Below are 16,413 nucleotides of genomic sequence, written 5' to 3'. Positions count from 1 at the left end.
GTTTTAGTTAAATTTTTGAGTATCTCTAACCAAATTATTTAACTCTTCCTGCATTTGACTTTGCACTATTTCATAACAAGTATTCACATAGTTACGATCTCTAGCTGCATCTTGACCATATCTTTCAAAAGTAATTGGATGACAGACGCGAGTGTGAATCTGCACAGGTAGAGGAATATTTGGCAGAGGGCCAATAGACAAGCCCCAAGGCAAACCTAAGTAAATTGGGAAAACTCCAGGATCAATTTGATATAACCACGGCAATCCCCACTGATGTAATTGTTTAACGAAATCATAGCAATCACATAAAACTATCAAGCTATCATGAGCGCCTACCGAGATTACAGGAATAATCGGAACTTCTTGTTTTAAAGCCAGCTTGATAAAGCCCTGATGATCGGCAAAATGTATTTTATGGCGTTGGCTATGAGGACGAAACATATCATATTGTCCTCCAGGATATACCAGAACGCTAGCACCTCGATCGAAAGCCGCACTAGCCGTTTTGGGATGTGCAACAATTGCTCCGAATTTCTGGGCTAATCCTGCTATTTCTGGACTCACTTTCCAAGCGGAAGGGTGCATTAGACCATACACCAAACGCTCGGTTCCAAATCTCGAAAACCAATCGTACATCATCATTATTAAATCTGGAGAAGCCATTCCCCCATTGTGAGAGCCAACAAGTAGTACTTTCCCTGTTGTTGGTATATGGTGCCATCCATCAGTTTTTACTTGAAAATAATAACGGTAAAACCATTCCCATACAGGCATCAGTAATTCAATAAACTGAGCATCTCGCTGTGTTAATGACTGATGAATCTTTTTCGAGAATTCTGATGTTAAGCAATTGTCAGCGCTGACAGAAATATTCTCTACCTGTTTTGGAAATTCCATAATTAGTCGCCATCTTCCATCACTCTTGCAAGTATCTCTGCAACTGCTCTAAATTTCAATGCCCAAAAGCTTTTTCACTTTCTCAACAAGATTGATACTAGTCTTGGTGGTTTATTTTTATCCTGTTCATGCCACCACTCCTTGAAGTCTTCAAGTAGGAAGCCATGAACTTTCGCTGTGTTAAAAAAGTCTGAAAAATGATGCACAAATGCAGGAATTTTAATGAACTCTTGCTGTCTTTGAAAATTAGCTTTTGTTCCTTGATATTGCTTGAATGGATGAAGCTCACAGATAAAAAAGTATCCTCCTTTGACTAATACACGAGATGCTTCTGAAAATATCAAGCTGAGGTCTTCGATGTGTTCTAGAACAAGATTACAAGTGACTAAATCGGCAGACTCATTATGAAAAGTCCATTGCTTGGTAATGTCTTCGGTAATAAACACCACATTAGCAGACCTCACTTTCTCTTTTGCCTTTTCGATCATCTGTGCTGAAAAATCGATCGCACAAACTTTCAGAGCAATTTGTGAAAGCAAAAGCGTATTTTTACCTGTGCCACAGCCAATTTCCACGACTGATTTAGACCTCAAACCCATCAAGGTTTCTCTGGTGACGGTTTGATCGAGATCGCGCGTCAGATTTTCGTCAGCATCGTATGTGGCTGACCAATTATCGTATGCTGCTTGAATACTCATATAGCTTTTGCCGAGCAAAGGGTATTATACGTATTTATCATTCCTATTTCACCATGCGATCGCCCAGTCCGATCATGAGTGCTGCCGCCAGTGCCGCTATTGTCCGAACGTGGTTCCAGAACGTCCAGTTGGTAAGGTATCTAGCCCATAGGTTCGCGCCTTCAGGGCTATCTGGTTTAGCGATCGCTAACGCATCATTTAGCGGCACATTGAAGGCGATCGTTACTAGAACGGTGCCAATGAGATAGAGCAAGCTACCGATAAGCAAATAGGCAGCGCCAGGTTGATGCCACTTTAACACCGAGGAAACCGCTAGAAAGATGCAAGCCGCAGCCGTTCCGAAGAGTGCCAACATGAACAACGGATTGATCGCGGTGATATTGATGGATTGCATGGCGATAATGCCCTCCTTTGGCTGGAGTCGTGCAAGGGCATTCATCACGAAAGTCGAGAAGGCAAAGAAGACGCCAGCCACCAATCCGCAGCCTAGTGCTGTGAACAGCGTCAAAGGGAAGCGCAAATTGTCAATAATTACCATTAAAGCCTCCTGTTAAGAGCTAATTTATAAACTACAGTAAAGTCTCTGTCTCGTAAGCGTTTCAGGAATTTGAGCCAATCAAGCGTTTATTCTCTGAAAGTCATGCCCAGCAATGAATTGGGTATCCTTAAGATTTTCTTTACGAATCAGCTCTAATACTGCCCAACGCCTTGTTCGCAGATGGTGTTATGTCACAATACGCTTGGGTTAAGGGTTATTGGTGTAGATGATTAGTCTTTCAAGACGTTAATTGTCATCAATACCTAAATATTATTAATTAGGTGTGTAGAGTTGGATGTAATTAAGAAAAAAATTAATAAATCAAATTTATCTAATCACTCAAAAGCTTTATCAGTAAAGATTTAAAGCAGGTATGATCGCGAAAGGTGATTGCGAAGTCGGGGTTATCTCATTAAACTTTGAAGCTAGTGGTACGTGAAAGTATAAAGTGAATGAATTTAGATATCCGAAAGTCTGTAGTTAGACAATTTTACTCAACAGAACTTAATAAACTTTACGATTTATCAGACTCGTTCTGTAATTTTTTTCCTGCGTGTCGAATTGCAAGTGTTCAACTATTAACTCTATCTACTGATATGGCTTTCAATTGTGTAGAGATTGAAAAAATTGAGCAAGATATTCCTCAGTCTGTAGTTAAAACTTATAATCGCCATCTTTGGTACTCTCAATACAGCCTCAGCGATCTGTACTTGGTAAAAATTCCTGTTGAATCTGAGAATTCGTTTGCTCTTCTAATACAGGGATATGTTGATGATGGATGGGACAATAGCGGTCGGTTTATAGAAATTTTCGATAAGCAAGGTGATTTTCTAGGAGCAGGTCGTTGTCGCTATGAAGGTGTAGAGTGGCTTTCTCGACAACTTGACGGCAAAGACTTCTATACTCCGGCTCCTCCTTGGGTTGGTGATGAGCCTGGAGTTCAACCTGCATCCGAGCCTAGATGGTCTACTGAATTTCTCTTACAGTACGCTGTTAATATTGAGCATAAAGGTTCAGTTACCCGCTATATGCTTCCTGGCGAAGATTAGCAAAATTTTCAACTGTACCAAGGCATGGCTTCATAATAAGTAGAGCGATCGCACTGCTTGCGACAATGTATTTACAACCTTTTGACACCTACGATCCACAGACTACATTACTGTAAATCTGAAACAAATATCTTAGCTGTATAGCTTGGCAAGTCAGTCACGAAACCATCCTCTCCAGATTTTACTTCTTGATTACTAACCCAATCTCGCCAATACTCAGCAGTTGGGAAGCCTAAAATTTTATATTGATTTAGATTTTGATCGGAGAAATTTACCACGACAACGACATGAGAATTCTGCTCATCCCAACGGGTGTAAGCCAGCACTTTCTCAGCTGCATTTTCGTAGAAAAACTTAATATTGTCACTTTGCAAAGCTGGATTTTGCTGGCGTAGAGCAATCAGCTTTTGATAATACTCAAATAAATCATGATTCTGGTCGTTTGACAACAAAGACCAATTAATCTTGCGCGGCTTAGTCACATCTTCGCTTTTTTGCTGATATTCGCCAAACTCTTCTCCCATCCACAGCATCGGTATACCCATCGCTGTCATTAACACAGCAGCAGCTAACTTAGCTCGTTCAAATGCGGGTGTGTCAAAGATGCCGCAATTGCCTAATTCTCGTAATACACGTTCGCGATCGTGGGTTGCCAAATAATTAATTACATTGGTTGCGATCGCATAACCCTGTTGTTTGGGATCTAAAATCTGCTTGAGTTGTTCTAATTCAAATGATTGACCACAAATATACGGAACTATAAAGTACCGAAAACTCTCATGCCAACAAGCATCTAATGGGCCATCTGGCTTGACTACAGTGTTTGTATCGGGAATGTGTTCAGCAATGTTGTAAAACTGTTTGGGCGCAGCATGGTTTTTCGCTTCCTTAGTCAGCCAGTTGAGAAATTCAAAGTTAGCCAATTGCCGCACTGCATCAAAGCGAATTCCATCAATGTGATACTCCTGAATCCAAAATTTTACCACATCGCCGATGTATTCCCATGCAGGTTTAATATTTAAGTTTTTGTCGTAATTATCATAGTTAAACTCTGGCCCCCAGTAATTATCTGGGTCTTCAGGATAATGTTTATGTTCGTAGTACCAGTAATTTCGGTCAATTAGTATTAAAGGGCATTCTTCATCTGTATGGTTATAAATTCCATCCATAAAGACGCGGATGCCTCTACCATGACACTCGTCAATCAACCGCTTTAAATCTTCTGTTGAACCGTAACTAGATTCTGTAGCAAAGAAGTGGCGAACTTTATAGCCCCAGTTATAATCACCAGGGTACTCATTAACTGGCATTAATTCAATTGCATTAATTCCCAATTCGCAAAGATAATCTAACTTAGCAATTATCCCTAAATATTTGCCTCGCTCGTGAGAGTCAACTTCATCACCAGTAAAATCGGCAACGTGCATTTCGTATATGACTAATTCCCGATTGTCAGGCAACGGTATCTCATCGTGTTGCCAAATGTAAGTATCAACAACGCGTTGACCATCTTGAATGCGTACTATGCTGTATTTTTCTGTTTCATTAACATCTGTTGCTTTGGGATCAATGACATCTATCCATTCATCAAGTGCAAAATTTGGGCTTTTGGTTTGAATGCGAAATTTATATTGATAAACGCCATCTTCCAGTTTAATTTTAGTGCGAAAATAACCATCTTCACTTTTTGACATGGGAATTTCTTTCCAATCTGAAAAAGACCCAATTAAAGATGCTCCTTTGTTACGAGGAGCAAATAATGTAAATTCAGTTAGATTTAACATTTTCACACGTTTAAATTTTAGCTAGTTCTAGTCACTAAAATTATTGTGTAATATAAAAGAGTTTGCAGCTTCTTTCTTAAGTATTATCAATATTTTCCTAATGTGCTGGACTTCAACCAGATATTGCGATCGCTATGATTGTAGCGATGCAATGACTATTTACCGATATCTTCATTCCAAAGTTCGGGGTTAGTTTCAATAAACTCACTCATCATTTGTTCGCACTCATCAAGATTAAGATCAATTACGTCTACACCGTGAGATACCATAAATTCTTTAGCACCAGGAAAAGTTCTAGATTCTCCAGCGATGACTTTTTTAATGCCAAATTGTACCACTGCCCCAGCGCACAGGTAACATGGCATTAAAGTTGAATAGAGTGTAGTACCTCTATAACTGCCAACTCTTCCAGCATTGCGGAGACAATCGATTTCGGCGTGGGTAACAGGATCGCTGTCTTGCACGCGTTTATTGTGTCCTCTGCCAAGAATTTTGCCATTCTTGACGAGAACCGAACCAATGGGAATTCCACCTTCTTGTCTGCCTTGTTTTGCTTCTTGAATTGCAGCTTCCATAAACTCATCCATATAATTCTCCTTTTATGACAAAACAACTGGTATTAATGGATCACGATGGCGGTGTAGATGATTATCTGGCAACTATGCTGCTGTTGACAATGGATCGTATTGAACTCCTTGGTGTTGTCGTCACTCCAGCAGATTGCTACGTTCAGCCGGCTGTTAGCGCCACACGTAAAATTATCGATTTGATGGGATTTTCTCATATCCCGGTAGCAGAAAGCACTGTGCGCGGTATCAATCCATTTCCTACTCTCTATCGCCGTGATTCGTTTATCGTTGACCATCTTCCCATTCTCAATCAAAGCGAAACCATCACTACGCCTCTGGTTGCCGAAACAGGTCAAGATTTCATGATTAAGGTGTTGCGCGAGGCATCAGACCCCGTAACGTTGATGGTAACTGGCCCGTTGACGACGGTAGCAGTGGCTTTGGACAAAGCACCAGACATTGAAGCCAAGATTCACAAAATTGTGTGGATGGGGGGTGCGTTGAATGTTGGTGGCAATGTGGAAAAAAGTCTGGAAGCAGGACAAGATGGTTCCGCCGAATGGAATGTTTATTGGGACGCAATTTCAGCAGCACGGGTATGGCAAACCCAAATTGAAATTATTATGTGTCCTTTAGATTTAACTAACAATGTCCCAGTTACATCGGAGTTAGTATACAAAATGGGACGACAACGCCACTATCCCATCTCTGATTTGGCTGGACAATGTTATGCACTAGTTATTCCCCAAGATTATTATTTTTGGGATGTGTTGGCAACAGCCTATTTGGGACATCCAGAATTTTATCAATTGCGCGAATGGGAAACAGAAATTATCACTACTGGTCTTAGTCAGGGGCGTACTAAAGTAGTTCCTGGCGGGCGGAAGATTTATGCAATGGATAAGGTAGATAAAGAGGCTTTTTATGCTTATATTTTGCAGCAATGGGCAAGATAAAAAACTAAAAAATTAGGTGGCGTGCATACTCAAACTCGCTACTGAAAACTAACGGCAAAGCTCACCGGACGCAGATAATCTCTGCAACTCAACTGACCATATTGCAGCATTCCGGTGCAGAGACTTTTTTGGGTACGATACCATTTCAGACTAACAATTACTCATAGCGTGCCTTTTTAGATTTAATAACCTCAATGACATCATCGTGTCTTTGCCCTTCAATAATATCCTTGAGATGAATTTGCCCATTAATGTATTGAACATGGATGCGCCAACCTGAGACTTTATCGATATCAGCACGATAAATTGCCTGCTTCACACCTTTTACTTTGTGCAGCCTCGTTTTTGGAAATTTTCTTGTTCTATGACACTCATTATCTTCAAGCTCTGCCAAGGCTTCAAGAAAAGCAATCTTTAGCTCGTCATCTGGCAAAATCTTCATGGCTTGATAAATAATGCCGTATTCATCACACAGAGTAAGGGTTTGTGCCATAAACCAACTTACGAGAACCGGGCAGTTTCTCGATTGTGATGGAGTAATCCTTGATACAAAGACTCTGCCACACCTTTATACGCTTTATCAAGATTATCGTGTTTGACCACTCGAAAAAGAGTAAAAATAACTTGCCCAAAAATTGGATCTTCGTCAACTGTCAAAATCACCCTTAGTTTCTGCGAAACCCTTAGCGTGTAAAGCGAAGATTCATAGCCATTAATATCTGACGGTAGTGGAAGACGACGCAACTTACGATAAACGTCAGCTTTTTGAGTTGGAAAGAGGCTGGCACAATCATTAATTTTTTGAACCGCTGCGGCTTTCTCATCTTCACTCAGGCTGCCAAGATCCTTTTCAAAGCTCCTTGTTGACTCAATTAGAACATCCACGTTACGAACCGCCAATCTGAATTTAGCTACTTGTCTTCTCTCCTTAACATAATAACAGTTATCTACAGAAAAATTTTGTATATCATCCTTATAAGGACGTTATATGGAAAATTTATTAATATTATTCTATGCTAAAAATTTAACAATTGGCTATAAAAGCTTTCAGATACAATTCGTCTGAAGTACTATTTTTACAAAGCGGAAAAGAGAGATAAGGATTATTAATAATTAATAAAATTTAAACCTAAGAAGAGAGCTGCAATAGTTCCCGCCACAGAAATTTTACCTTGAATAATTTTATCTAAAACTGATTCTACGGGAATTAATACAACTTCAATTTCTTCTGTAATATCTAGTTGCTGCTCTCCAACTTTACTTACATCCTCTGCTAAAAATAAATGTATTTGATTCGTATCTTTACTCGGCTTATCGTATAGAGTTCCGATTTTTCTAAATTCTTGGGAAATATAACCAGTCTCTTCTCTCAGTTCTCTAATTGCTGCTACTTCTGCACTCTCTTTTGTGGGATCGAAATTACCTGCCGGCAATTCCAAGAAAAATTCACCTACGGCGTGTCTATATTGCCGGACAAAAATAATTTCTCTATTACTAGTGATAGGTAAAACCATCGCAACGTCAGGCTTAATACTGACAAAATAATCATCTATAATTTTACCATTTGGTAATTCTATAGGACTCCTATTTGATTTTTGAACGGATTTTAGAGATAAATCCTTGCTGGATATGCATTTAAGTCTCAGTATGTTTTCAAAATTCAAACCGGATTCCTATATTTCATCTTGCCTTACCTGACACCAAGGATTATCTAAAACCATTTTTGATTTTAAAATCTTCCATTTATTTAAGTTGTTCATAAACTAAGTAAAAATAAAATGTATGTATAAAAACTTTGTAATGAATGTAAAAAAGTATAACAGATGCATCCGATAATCTAAACTTTCAACTTACACTAGCTTTTGCAATTAGCATAATATGTATAATAAGTATGCAAATAAATGTAAATTTATTTACAGTAAATAAGAGATTTCCGTTGACCATTAGTCGGGGCACAACGGCACAGACAACTAATGTATGGGTGAGTATCTCACACGATCGCATCGAAGGTTGGGGGGAAGCATCGCCCTTTGGTGTAGGTAATCATCGGCAATCAACTGATGCAATCAAAAATGCTTTAGAGGAAGTTGTGCCGCTGTTGCAAACATTCAGCCCTTTACAACGTCAGGAAATTGAGCAAGTTTTAACACAAAACCAAGTTCCTTCTGCTGCAAGAGCTGCGTTGGATATGGCAATGCATGACTGGTTGGGTAAGCGCGTAGGTTTACCTTTGTGGCAACTTTGGGGACTCGATCGCAATCAAATAGTCCCGACTTCAGTCACAATTGGAATTAATTCACCTGAAGGCGCTAGGGCGAGAGCGCGAGACTGGTTAAAGTTTACAGATGTCCGTCTTTTTAAGGTGAAGCTAGGTAGCCCAGATGGCATAGATGCAGATAAAAAAATGCTCTTAGCGGTGCGAGAAGAAGCACCTGAACTAGAATTTTTTGTTGATGCTAACGGCGGCTGGAGTTTAGAAGATGCGATCGCAATGTGCAATTGGCTGGCAGATTTAGGTATAAAGTATGTAGAACAGCCATTGCCACGAGGGGAGGAAGCAAGTTTAGCAAAACTCAAAGAACACTCTCCCCTCCCCATCTTTGTCGATGAAAGTTGTTTCACCAGCGGCGATATTCCCGATTTGGCAAATTACGTGGATGGCATTAATATCAAACTAATGAAATCAGGGGGACTAACTGAGGCAATGCGAATGGTACATACAGCGCGAGCGTATCGGTTGCAAGTAATGTTCGGTTGCTATTCTGACAGTTCCCTAGCTAATACAGCAGCATTGCAGCTAGCACCACTAGCTGATTATTTAGATTTAGATAGTCACCTTAACTTAATTGATGACCCTTTTACAGGTGCATTGCTAAAACAAGGAAGAGTTTTGCCAAACGATTTACCAGGTTTGGGAGTACAACACAGTGCGTCTACCACTTAATCAACGAGTAGCTATCTTGCTACATGATGGAATTACTGGGACTCAGGGCAAAACAGGGTTAGCAATTTTACGTTACAGTGAAGCCCCAATCGTAGCCGTAATCGATCGCGAGTGTGCTGGTAAATCCTTACCAGAATTAACAGGTATCAAGCGTGATGTGCCGATTGTGGCATCGGTAGCCGCAGCCCTAGAGTACAAGCCGGAAGTTTTAGTAATTGGCATTGCCCCTGGAGGTGGCGCTGTACCAGATGATTACTGGCTGGAAATCAAAGATGCTTTAGAAGCGGGAATGTCTTTGGTGAATGGTTTACATACACCAATGGCAAGTATCCCAGAATTAAATGCACTGCTTAAACCAGGGCAACTAATTTGGGATGTCCGAAAAGAACCGTCTAATATTAGTGTTGCTAGTGGAATGGCACGCACCCTTCCATGTCGGCGGGTGTTGACAGTGGGAACCGACATGGCAATTGGTAAAATGTCAACTAGTCTAGAGTTACATTGGGCGTCAAAACTACGGGGCTGGCGTTCTAAATTCCTCGCCACGGGGCAAACTGGGGTGATGTTAGAAGGGGATGGTGTGGCTTTAGATGCCGTGCGGGTAGATTTTGCCGCCGGTGCTGTGGAACAAATAGTTATGCGCTATGGCAAAAACTACGACATCTTGCATATTGAAGGACAAGGTTCACTGCTACACCCTGGTTCAACAGCAACTCTACCCCTAATCCGTGGTTCGCAACCAACCCAACTAGTTTTGGTACATCGGGCGGGACAAGTTCATGTACGCAATCATCCCCATGTAATCATTCCACCTTTACCAGAGGTGATTCGGCTGTATGAAGCTGTTGCTAATGCTGGTGGTGCTTTTGGAAGTGTTTCTGTAGTGGGTATAGCGCTGAACACAGCCCATTTAGATGAGTCTGCGGCTCAGGAAAGCATCGCTCAAACAATAGCAGAAACGGGGCTACCTTGCACTGATGTAGTCCGCTTTGATGCCAATGTGCTGCTAGATGCGGTGATGAAGAATTAGCGACTGTAGAATACCTTAACCCTGACCAGTTTTAAATTTTGAATTCTCCGAACGCGAACAGCGTCTCTAAGAATTGGGGCTGACTGCTACGCTAAACTTATAGCACTGAGACACTTGCTGCCATGTCTGTCGCCCAAGATTTAGAAACCTCAGAAAATGTTATATTTCCCCCAGGGGATTTATATAGTAACGAACCGCCTTTGGAAACTGACTTGCATCGGTTGCAAATGACACTACTCATCCAATGTTTGGAGTGGTTGTGGCAAAATCGCCAAGACTTTTACGCATCGGGTAATCTCACCATCTACTACAGTCCACGCCAGCGCAAATCAGAAAATTTTCGGGGGCCAGATTTTTTTGTCGTACTGGGAACTGAACGCAAACCCCGCAAAAGTTGGGTTGTCTGGGAAGAAGATGGCAAATATCCCAATGTAATTATAGAAATTATCTCGGATAGCACAGGTGACACTGATAAAGGCTTAAAAAAACAAATTTACCAAGATATATTTCGCACACCAGATTACTTCTGGTTTGACCCGGAAACGTTAGAGTTTTCAGGGTTCCATTTGCTGGATGGTGAATATCAACCGCTAGAACAAAATCCCCAAGGCTGGTTATGGAGCCAACAGCTAGGTTTATATTTAGGGGTTGCTCAAGAAAAGTTACGCTTTTACACTCCTGAAGGAGAACTGCTTCCCACACCCGAAGAAGTGGCACAACAAGAGAAGCAACGCAGCGATCGCTTGGCAGTAAAACTGCGAGAATTAAATATAGATCCAAATACTATTTAACTTCCACGCTGCTTGCTTGTGCCTGTTGGCTCAAATGTTATGGATCTTCAGGAAAAACCCATTTTGGCGGTTCCGTCATTTTTTTCCGCAGACGTTCTTGTGCCAACTCCAGCATTTTGTCTAAGGGAGTCTCTTCAATAAATTTTGCGGTTGCCTCTCTAAACTCGATATTGGGGCATTTATCCCCTAAAACACACCCGTTAACACAGGCTACAGCGCAGTCAATTTTTTGCTCCACAGTAAATTCCTCTCTCTAAAAGTTATGAGTTATAAATTGTGAGTTATGATTTTCACCCCTAACTCTTCACTGTTAACTCTTTACTATCAGGCATTACCCTCAAGGTAAATTTTACCTTGCCAGCTGCCATCCCATTAGTCTGAATACTTACCATTTAGAAAGTTATGAGTTATGAGTTATGAGTTATGAGTTATGATTTTTACTCCTAACTCCTCACTCCTCACTCTTATAAAGGGCGCTCATGTCGGAACTCTTTGCTACTACTGGAACTATAGCCGCGATCGCCACTGCTGTTGTCCCCCAACAGGGTAGTGTTGGCATTGTGCGGGTGTCCGGTTCTCAAGCAATGACAATCGCCCAAAGTCTCTTTCATGCACCAGGGCGACAAGTTTGGGAAAGTCACCGGATTCTCTACGGTTACATTCGCCATCCCCAGACGCAACAAATAGTGGATGAAGCCCTGTTGCTGATTATGAAAGCACCCCGTTCTTACACCCGTGAAGATATTGTAGAATTCCATTGCCACGGGGGAATTATGGCAGTGCAGCAGGTGTTGCAACTGTGTTTAGAAAATGGAAGTAGACTAGCGCAACCTGGAGAATTTACTCTCCGCGCCTTTTTGAATGGACGATTGGATTTAACTCAAGCCGAAGGTATTGCTGATTTAGTGGGAGCTAAATCGCCCCAAGCAGCTCAAAGTGCCTTAGCTGGTTTACAAGGAAAATTAGCTCATCCGATTCGGCAGTTACGCGCTAACTGTTTGGATATTTTGGCAGAAATTGAAGCTCGGATTGATTTTGAGGAAGACCTTCCTCCGCTGGATGATAAAGCGATCGTATCAGAAATCGATAAAATTGCCGCAGAAATAACTAGGTTATTGGAAACCAAAGATCAAGGTGAGTTGCTACGCACTGGTTTAAAAGTGGCAATTGTTGGGCGTCCGAATGTGGGTAAGTCGAGTTTATTGAACGCTTGGAGCCGGAGCGATCGCGCCATTGTGACTGACTTACCCGGTACAACCCGCGATGTGGTCGAATCTCAGTTAGTAGTCGGGGGAATTCCCGTACAAGTGCTTGATACAGCAGGGATTCGGGAAACAACAGACCAAGTGGAAAAAATTGGCGTCGAGCGATCGCGTCGTGCCGCAAATGCAGCTGATTTAGTTTTGCTTACCATCGATGCTTCCGCAGGTTGGACAGAAGGCGATGAAGAAATTTATGAAACAGTACAACACCGTCCGTTGATTCTAGTTATTAACAAAATCGATTTAGTAGAAGAAAGCAAAAGAACAACTCTGCAATCCAAAATCCCAAATCGTTCGACTGAGCGTAGCCGAAGTCCAAAATCTACAATTGTCACAGCCGCAGCCCAAAATCAAGGTATTGATGCTTTAGAAACAGCAATTTTAGAAATAGTTCAATCGGGAAAAGTGCAAGCTGCTGATATGGATTTAGCCATTAACCAAAGGCAGGCAGCGGCCTTAACTCAAGCTAAAATGTCTTTGGAACAGGTACAAGCAACAATTGTTCAGGAGTTACCTCTTGATTTTTGGACAATTGACTTACGAGGTGCGATTCAAGCTTTAGGAGAAATTACTGGAGAGGAAGTAACAGAATCAGTTTTAGAGAGGATTTTTAGTAAGTTCTGTATTGGTAAATAAACTATAGCGTTTCCTAATCATACAAGGTACATCTTAGCCCCCTCCTTGCTTGCGGGGAGGGGGTTGGGGGTGGGGTTCTTGTACATCACTTGGGCCGAGAACCGCTATATAAAATTTTTTGTTGAATTTTACTGTCGTTAAACTCAACCTCCGATTGATAACTAAATGTACATCTCAATTCGTCAAGCAACCATAGAAGATACGGCGATCGTTTCGGATGTTCTATTAGAAGCAGCTTTGTGGCTCCAGCAGAGTGGTAGGACTCTGTGGCATGAGAGTGAGGTTTCGCGAGAAAGTATCTCTAAAGATGTTGCTAACGGCTTGTTTTTTATTGCTGAGTGGGCAGGTGAACCAGCTGGTACAATCAAGTTTCAACTAGAAGATTTACTGTTCTGGCCCGACATTTCTCAGGAAGAGTCAGCATTTGTACATCGCCTTGCAGTTCGACGGCATTACTCTGGCGGTAAAGTCTCTTCAGCACTTCTAGCTTGGGCTGTTGAACAAGCACAAACACTTGGCAGACATTATTTACGTCTAGATTGCGATGCTTCACGTCCACGTCTCAGAGCAATATACGAACGTTTTGGTTTCCGTCATCACAGTGACAAACAAGTTGGTGCTTATTTTGTCTCTCGCTACGAATATGAAATACCTTCAATGTGTAAAGTGCATAAGTCCTAACAACAATGTCTGATGAGCTAGCCAGTACTTCATTTTAAAATCAAAGTAAACTTCTTGTCTAATTGGTAGAAAAAAGGCTAAATAAGGATTATGACCGTAACTACCTATAAATGGACAATTCAACGTTATCACAGAGCAATAGAGGCAGGCATCTTTGACGACCAGCCCATTGAACTATTGCGCGGCGACCTAATTGTTATGCCCCCAGAACGAGAACCTCACGCCTACTACAACACAGAAGCAGCTGATTATCTTCGCACACTGCTCGGTGAACGGGTAAAAATCCGCGATGCCAAACCCGTTACCTTGCCCAACGATTCAGAACCGGCCCCCGATGTTGCGATTGTCAAACCATTAGGTGAGGTCTACCTAGAACACCATCCTTATCCAGAAGATATCTTCTGGCTTATTGAATTTTCCAAAGCCACCCTGAGCAAAGATTTAGGTGACAAAAAAGACATCTACGCTGAGGCTGGTATTGTTGAATACTGGGTTGTCAACCTGAAGACTCCGCAGTTAAAGGTATTTCGTGACCTAAAAAATGGAGAATACAAAATTGAACTGACACTAACTACAGGTACTATTTCACCCCTAGCCTTTCCTGATATATCCATCCGAGTTGAGCGCCTTATAAGTAAGACGTAGTAAAGCTTATAGGATTCCTATTTGATTTTTGAATAAAACTCAGTACATCTTTATTTTTTCTTCCCTGTTCCCTGTTCCCGTTCGGCTACGCTCACGGCAAGCCTGTTCCCTTTCTCTACGAGTGATTCAGGAATAAAAGACGCTCGATGACTCGCTACCGCTTCGCTATCGGATTGCTATATTTTGTTTATCGCTAGGAATATGAAACACCTCCACAATTTATTTCTAATTTTTGAAGCAATTAAATAAGAGTTATGAGTGATGAGTTATGAATTTTTAACTCATCACTTATAACTCATAATTCATAACTCATTTTCTGTAGCGATCGCTCTTGGGATATTGCTAACAGTTGCCAGTTGTACTGTAAAGGTAGAACCTTCAGATAATTTACTTTTTACAGAAATAGAACCACCACAGCGCAGCAGCAATTGCTGTACTATCGTTAACCCTAACCCAGCACCACCATAATCTTCGGTTGCTGTTGTACGCACGCGATAAAACCGATCGAAGATTTTGGGAATTTCGTTTTCGGCAATACCAATACCTGTGTCGCGGAATTCTAATTGGACATAATCGCCTTGACTACGGGCACGCACCCATACTTGACCTCCATTAGGGGTAAACTTAAGGCTGTTGTGCAGCAGATTAATCACAATTTGCCTCAGCTTACCACTCACGCACCAAACAGATGGGAGTTCAGTCGGTACGGTGTAGGCTAGCATAATTCCTTTTTCTTGGGCTACAGGTTGGTAGGTACTGACTACTCCAGGTACTATATCTGAGAGACGCACCAACTCCAAAGTCGTCCCCTCCAAATTCTGTTCTAGCTGCACCAGTTCCAAGAAACCAGTAATCAGGGAGTTTTGCTGATCGCACTGGGTATTTAACATCTGTAAATAACGTTGTCGTTGTGGGGGTTTAAGATTAGGGGAATTTAATAACGAAAGTGCTGTTTTCATGTGCGTCAAGGGTATGCGTAGTTCCTGACAGACATTTTTCAGGTATTCATCTTTGAGTTGCTCTTTGTTGTGCAGTTCTTGATTTTGCTGCTCCAACTTATTAGTGCGTACTGTGATGATTTGACGATTAATTTCATCTTGTCGGAGGAGTTGTTTTGCCAACAATTGATTCATAAGTGCGCCTTGGGGCACGGTTGGACAAATAAAACTAGCAGGTAAAATTGAGGATGATTCTGGCGCAATCGCTTGTTGGATACCTGTTAAGACTTGCTGAATTACTCTCCCTTCAACAGTAGTTATAATCAGTAACGGCTGGTTTTTATTAGTATTTATCTTCCCCGATGTCTGATTTTTGCTTTTTTTAAGTGGTCGATGAGCCAAAATTAAACTGCAAAACTGGGGCGATAACGCCATCAGAAAGTTTTCCCGTCGCATTTGGCTATCTGGTGGTAGGTGAACGGGGACATAATCAGAAGATGATGGGGATGATGGGGGCGAGGGAGATAAGGAAATATTTAATCTTTCCTCTCCCTTGTCTTCCCCTCCTTCCTCTGCTTCCCCTTTGCTACTCTCTTCAATCTGGCAAGTATAAATGAGACTAGACGCACCTACCGAGGATTGATAACGCGCTAATTCTGATTGCCAAATTTTATCTGGTGGTAGCTTCACCCAGAGAGTGGCTGCAATTTGCTGCTCAATGAGTAAGTCAATTTGCGCTCTCACCAGTGATAGCAGAGTAGCAGGACTGAGGGACAATGGTTTAGGAGGCGTTTGCACTCCCATAACCAGTTGATAAACAGACAGATCCTTAACCAGAGAAACATTCATGAGTCAAGCACAACTTGGATGAAGCAAGAAATAATTCTGTCTTCGATTTTCACCTTTATGTGTGCATTTTTTTCAAAATCCCCACGGAAAGAAATATTAACTATAAAAAACTCTATCTACAAGGGGAGTGGGGAGCAGGGGAGCAG

The 16,413-nt window shown here is 41.5% G+C and carries 18 protein-coding genes; 8 read left to right on the top strand and 10 right to left on the bottom strand.

The window, feature by feature from the left end; genetic code table 11:
- Positions 1-3: 3 nt before the first annotated feature.
- The 3 genes from CDG76_RS23795 to CDG76_RS39430 form a co-directional block, all read right to left on the bottom strand.
- On the bottom strand, positions 4-897 hold the full coding sequence (locus tag CDG76_RS23795; protein ID WP_143854157.1) for a lysophospholipid acyltransferase family protein: 894 nt from the start codon (positions 895-897) through the stop codon (positions 4-6).
- 74 nt (positions 898-971) lie between these two features.
- Positions 972-1,595: a class I SAM-dependent methyltransferase gene (locus tag CDG76_RS23790; protein WP_094351368.1), complete on the bottom strand. Its 624-nt coding sequence runs from the start codon at positions 1,593-1,595 to the stop codon at positions 972-974.
- Between the two features lie 43 nt (positions 1,596-1,638).
- Complete coding sequence (locus tag CDG76_RS39430; RefSeq protein WP_317616136.1) at positions 1,639-1,950, bottom strand: anthrone oxygenase family protein; 312 nt, start codon at positions 1,948-1,950, stop codon at positions 1,639-1,641.
- 635 nt (positions 1,951-2,585) lie between these two features.
- Here CDG76_RS39430 and CDG76_RS23780 point away from each other — a divergent pair.
- Positions 2,586-3,182 carry a hypothetical protein gene (locus tag CDG76_RS23780; protein ID WP_094351366.1) on the top strand — a complete coding sequence of 199 codons (597 nt, stop codon included), beginning with the start codon at positions 2,586-2,588 and terminating at the stop codon, positions 3,180-3,182.
- A 107-nt stretch (positions 3,183-3,289) separates the two neighbouring features.
- Here CDG76_RS23780 and CDG76_RS23775 read toward each other — a convergent pair whose 3' ends face one another.
- Together CDG76_RS23775 and CDG76_RS23770 are read right to left on the bottom strand one after the other, a co-directional pair.
- Positions 3,290-4,966: an alpha-amylase family glycosyl hydrolase gene (locus CDG76_RS23775; protein ID WP_094351365.1), complete on the bottom strand. Its 1,677-nt coding sequence runs from the start codon at positions 4,964-4,966 to the stop codon at positions 3,290-3,292.
- Between the two features lie 155 nt (positions 4,967-5,121).
- Positions 5,122-5,553: a nucleoside deaminase gene (locus CDG76_RS23770; RefSeq protein ID WP_094351364.1), complete on the bottom strand. Its 432-nt coding sequence runs from the start codon at positions 5,551-5,553 to the stop codon at positions 5,122-5,124.
- A 14-nt stretch (positions 5,554-5,567) separates the two neighbouring features.
- Between CDG76_RS23770 and CDG76_RS23765 the strand changes: the two genes are divergently transcribed.
- Positions 5,568-6,491 carry a nucleoside hydrolase gene (locus CDG76_RS23765; protein WP_094351363.1) on the top strand — a complete coding sequence of 308 codons (924 nt, stop codon included), beginning with the start codon at positions 5,568-5,570 and terminating at the stop codon, positions 6,489-6,491.
- A 157-nt stretch (positions 6,492-6,648) separates the two neighbouring features.
- Here the strand turns inward: CDG76_RS23765 and CDG76_RS23760 are convergent, their stop codons facing one another.
- The 3 genes from CDG76_RS23760 to CDG76_RS23750 form a co-directional block, all read right to left on the bottom strand.
- Entirely contained in the window at positions 6,649-6,984 is a 336-nt protein-coding gene (locus CDG76_RS23760) for a hypothetical protein (protein ID WP_094351362.1), read from the bottom strand.
- An 8-nt stretch (positions 6,985-6,992) separates the two neighbouring features.
- Positions 6,993-7,391, bottom strand: coding sequence for a hypothetical protein (locus CDG76_RS23755; protein WP_223265348.1), 399 nt, complete (start codon positions 7,389-7,391; stop codon positions 6,993-6,995).
- Positions 7,392-7,597: 206 nt separating this feature from the next.
- Positions 7,598-8,122, bottom strand: a complete 525-nt coding sequence (locus CDG76_RS23750) for an NUDIX hydrolase (protein WP_223265363.1) — start codon at positions 8,120-8,122, stop codon at positions 7,598-7,600.
- A gap of 260 nt (positions 8,123-8,382) precedes the next feature.
- Between CDG76_RS23750 and CDG76_RS23745 the strand changes: the two genes are divergently transcribed.
- The 3 genes from CDG76_RS23745 (at position 8,383) to CDG76_RS23735 (ending at position 11,256) form a co-directional block, all read left to right on the top strand.
- Positions 8,383-9,435 carry a dipeptide epimerase gene (locus tag CDG76_RS23745; protein WP_094351360.1) on the top strand — a complete coding sequence of 351 codons (1,053 nt, stop codon included), beginning with the start codon at positions 8,383-8,385 and terminating at the stop codon, positions 9,433-9,435.
- The gene (locus CDG76_RS23740; RefSeq protein WP_094351359.1) at positions 9,419-10,465 is read left to right on the top strand and encodes a DUF1611 domain-containing protein; all 1,047 of its coding nucleotides are present in this window, start codon (positions 9,419-9,421) and stop codon (positions 10,463-10,465) included. The genes CDG76_RS23745 and CDG76_RS23740 overlap by 17 nt, the downstream gene beginning before the upstream one ends.
- Before the next feature lie 122 nt (positions 10,466-10,587).
- Positions 10,588-11,256, top strand: a complete 669-nt coding sequence (locus CDG76_RS23735) for a Uma2 family endonuclease (RefSeq protein ID WP_094351358.1) — start codon at positions 10,588-10,590, stop codon at positions 11,254-11,256.
- Between the two features lie 37 nt (positions 11,257-11,293).
- Here CDG76_RS23735 and CDG76_RS23730 read toward each other — a convergent pair whose 3' ends face one another.
- Positions 11,294-11,494, bottom strand: coding sequence for a hypothetical protein (locus tag CDG76_RS23730; protein WP_094351357.1), 201 nt, complete (start codon positions 11,492-11,494; stop codon positions 11,294-11,296).
- A 241-nt stretch (positions 11,495-11,735) separates the two neighbouring features.
- On the opposite strand from CDG76_RS23730, the gene mnmE reads away from it, so the two are divergent.
- The 3 genes from mnmE to CDG76_RS23715 all read left to right on the top strand — a co-directional run bounded on the left by mnmE (position 11,736) and on the right by CDG76_RS23715 (position 14,480).
- Positions 11,736-13,154 (top strand): tRNA uridine-5-carboxymethylaminomethyl(34) synthesis GTPase MnmE, encoded by a 1,419-nt coding sequence (gene mnmE, locus CDG76_RS23725; RefSeq protein WP_094351356.1) that lies wholly within the window; start codon positions 11,736-11,738, stop codon positions 13,152-13,154.
- A 165-nt stretch (positions 13,155-13,319) separates the two neighbouring features.
- The gene (locus CDG76_RS23720; protein WP_094351355.1) at positions 13,320-13,835 is read left to right on the top strand and encodes a GNAT family N-acetyltransferase; all 516 of its coding nucleotides are present in this window, start codon (positions 13,320-13,322) and stop codon (positions 13,833-13,835) included.
- A gap of 90 nt (positions 13,836-13,925) precedes the next feature.
- Positions 13,926-14,480 (top strand): Uma2 family endonuclease, encoded by a 555-nt coding sequence (locus CDG76_RS23715; protein ID WP_094351354.1) that lies wholly within the window; start codon positions 13,926-13,928, stop codon positions 14,478-14,480.
- Positions 14,481-14,782: 302 nt separating this feature from the next.
- Here CDG76_RS23715 and CDG76_RS23710 read toward each other — a convergent pair whose 3' ends face one another.
- On the bottom strand, positions 14,783-16,267 hold the full coding sequence (locus CDG76_RS23710) for a DICT sensory domain-containing protein (protein WP_094351353.1): 1,485 nt from the start codon (positions 16,265-16,267) through the stop codon (positions 14,783-14,785).
- Positions 16,268-16,413 lie beyond the last annotated feature (146 nt).

It is taken from the genome of Nostoc sp. 'Peltigera membranacea cyanobiont' 210A, assembly GCF_002246015.1.
Taxonomy (GTDB): Bacteria; Cyanobacteriota; Cyanobacteriia; order Cyanobacteriales; family Nostocaceae; genus Nostoc.
The sequence above is the reverse complement of the archived record's forward strand: the minus strand, read 5'-3'. Positions and strand labels throughout refer to the sequence as shown.

Coding starts and splice junctions, on each gene's coding strand:
- CDG76_RS23795 (WP_143854157.1), bottom strand. CDS start 897: ATGGAATTTCCAAAACAGGTAGAGAATATTTCTGTCAGCGCTGACAAT.
- CDG76_RS23790 (WP_094351368.1), bottom strand. CDS start 1,595: ATGAGTATTCAAGCAGCATACGATAATTGGTCAGCCACATACGATGCT.
- CDG76_RS39430 (WP_317616136.1), bottom strand. CDS start 1,950: ATGTTGGCACTCTTCGGAACGGCTGCGGCTTGCATCTTTCTAGCGGTT.
- CDG76_RS23780 (WP_094351366.1), top strand. CDS start 2,586: ATGAATTTAGATATCCGAAAGTCTGTAGTTAGACAATTTTACTCAACA.
- CDG76_RS23775 (WP_094351365.1), bottom strand. CDS start 4,966: ATGTTAAATCTAACTGAATTTACATTATTTGCTCCTCGTAACAAAGGA.
- CDG76_RS23770 (WP_094351364.1), bottom strand. CDS start 5,553: ATGGATGAGTTTATGGAAGCTGCAATTCAAGAAGCAAAACAAGGCAGA.
- CDG76_RS23765 (WP_094351363.1), top strand. CDS start 5,568: ATGACAAAACAACTGGTATTAATGGATCACGATGGCGGTGTAGATGAT.
- CDG76_RS23760 (WP_094351362.1), bottom strand. CDS start 6,984: ATGGCACAAACCCTTACTCTGTGTGATGAATACGGCATTATTTATCAA.
- CDG76_RS23745 (WP_094351360.1), top strand. CDS start 8,383: ATGCAAATAAATGTAAATTTATTTACAGTAAATAAGAGATTTCCGTTG.
- CDG76_RS23735 (WP_094351358.1), top strand. CDS start 10,588: ATGTCTGTCGCCCAAGATTTAGAAACCTCAGAAAATGTTATATTTCCC.
- mnmE (WP_094351356.1), top strand. CDS start 11,736: ATGTCGGAACTCTTTGCTACTACTGGAACTATAGCCGCGATCGCCACT.
- CDG76_RS23720 (WP_094351355.1), top strand. CDS start 13,320: ATGTACATCTCAATTCGTCAAGCAACCATAGAAGATACGGCGATCGTT.
- CDG76_RS23715 (WP_094351354.1), top strand. CDS start 13,926: ATGACCGTAACTACCTATAAATGGACAATTCAACGTTATCACAGAGCA.
- CDG76_RS23710 (WP_094351353.1), bottom strand. CDS start 16,267: ATGAATGTTTCTCTGGTTAAGGATCTGTCTGTTTATCAACTGGTTATG.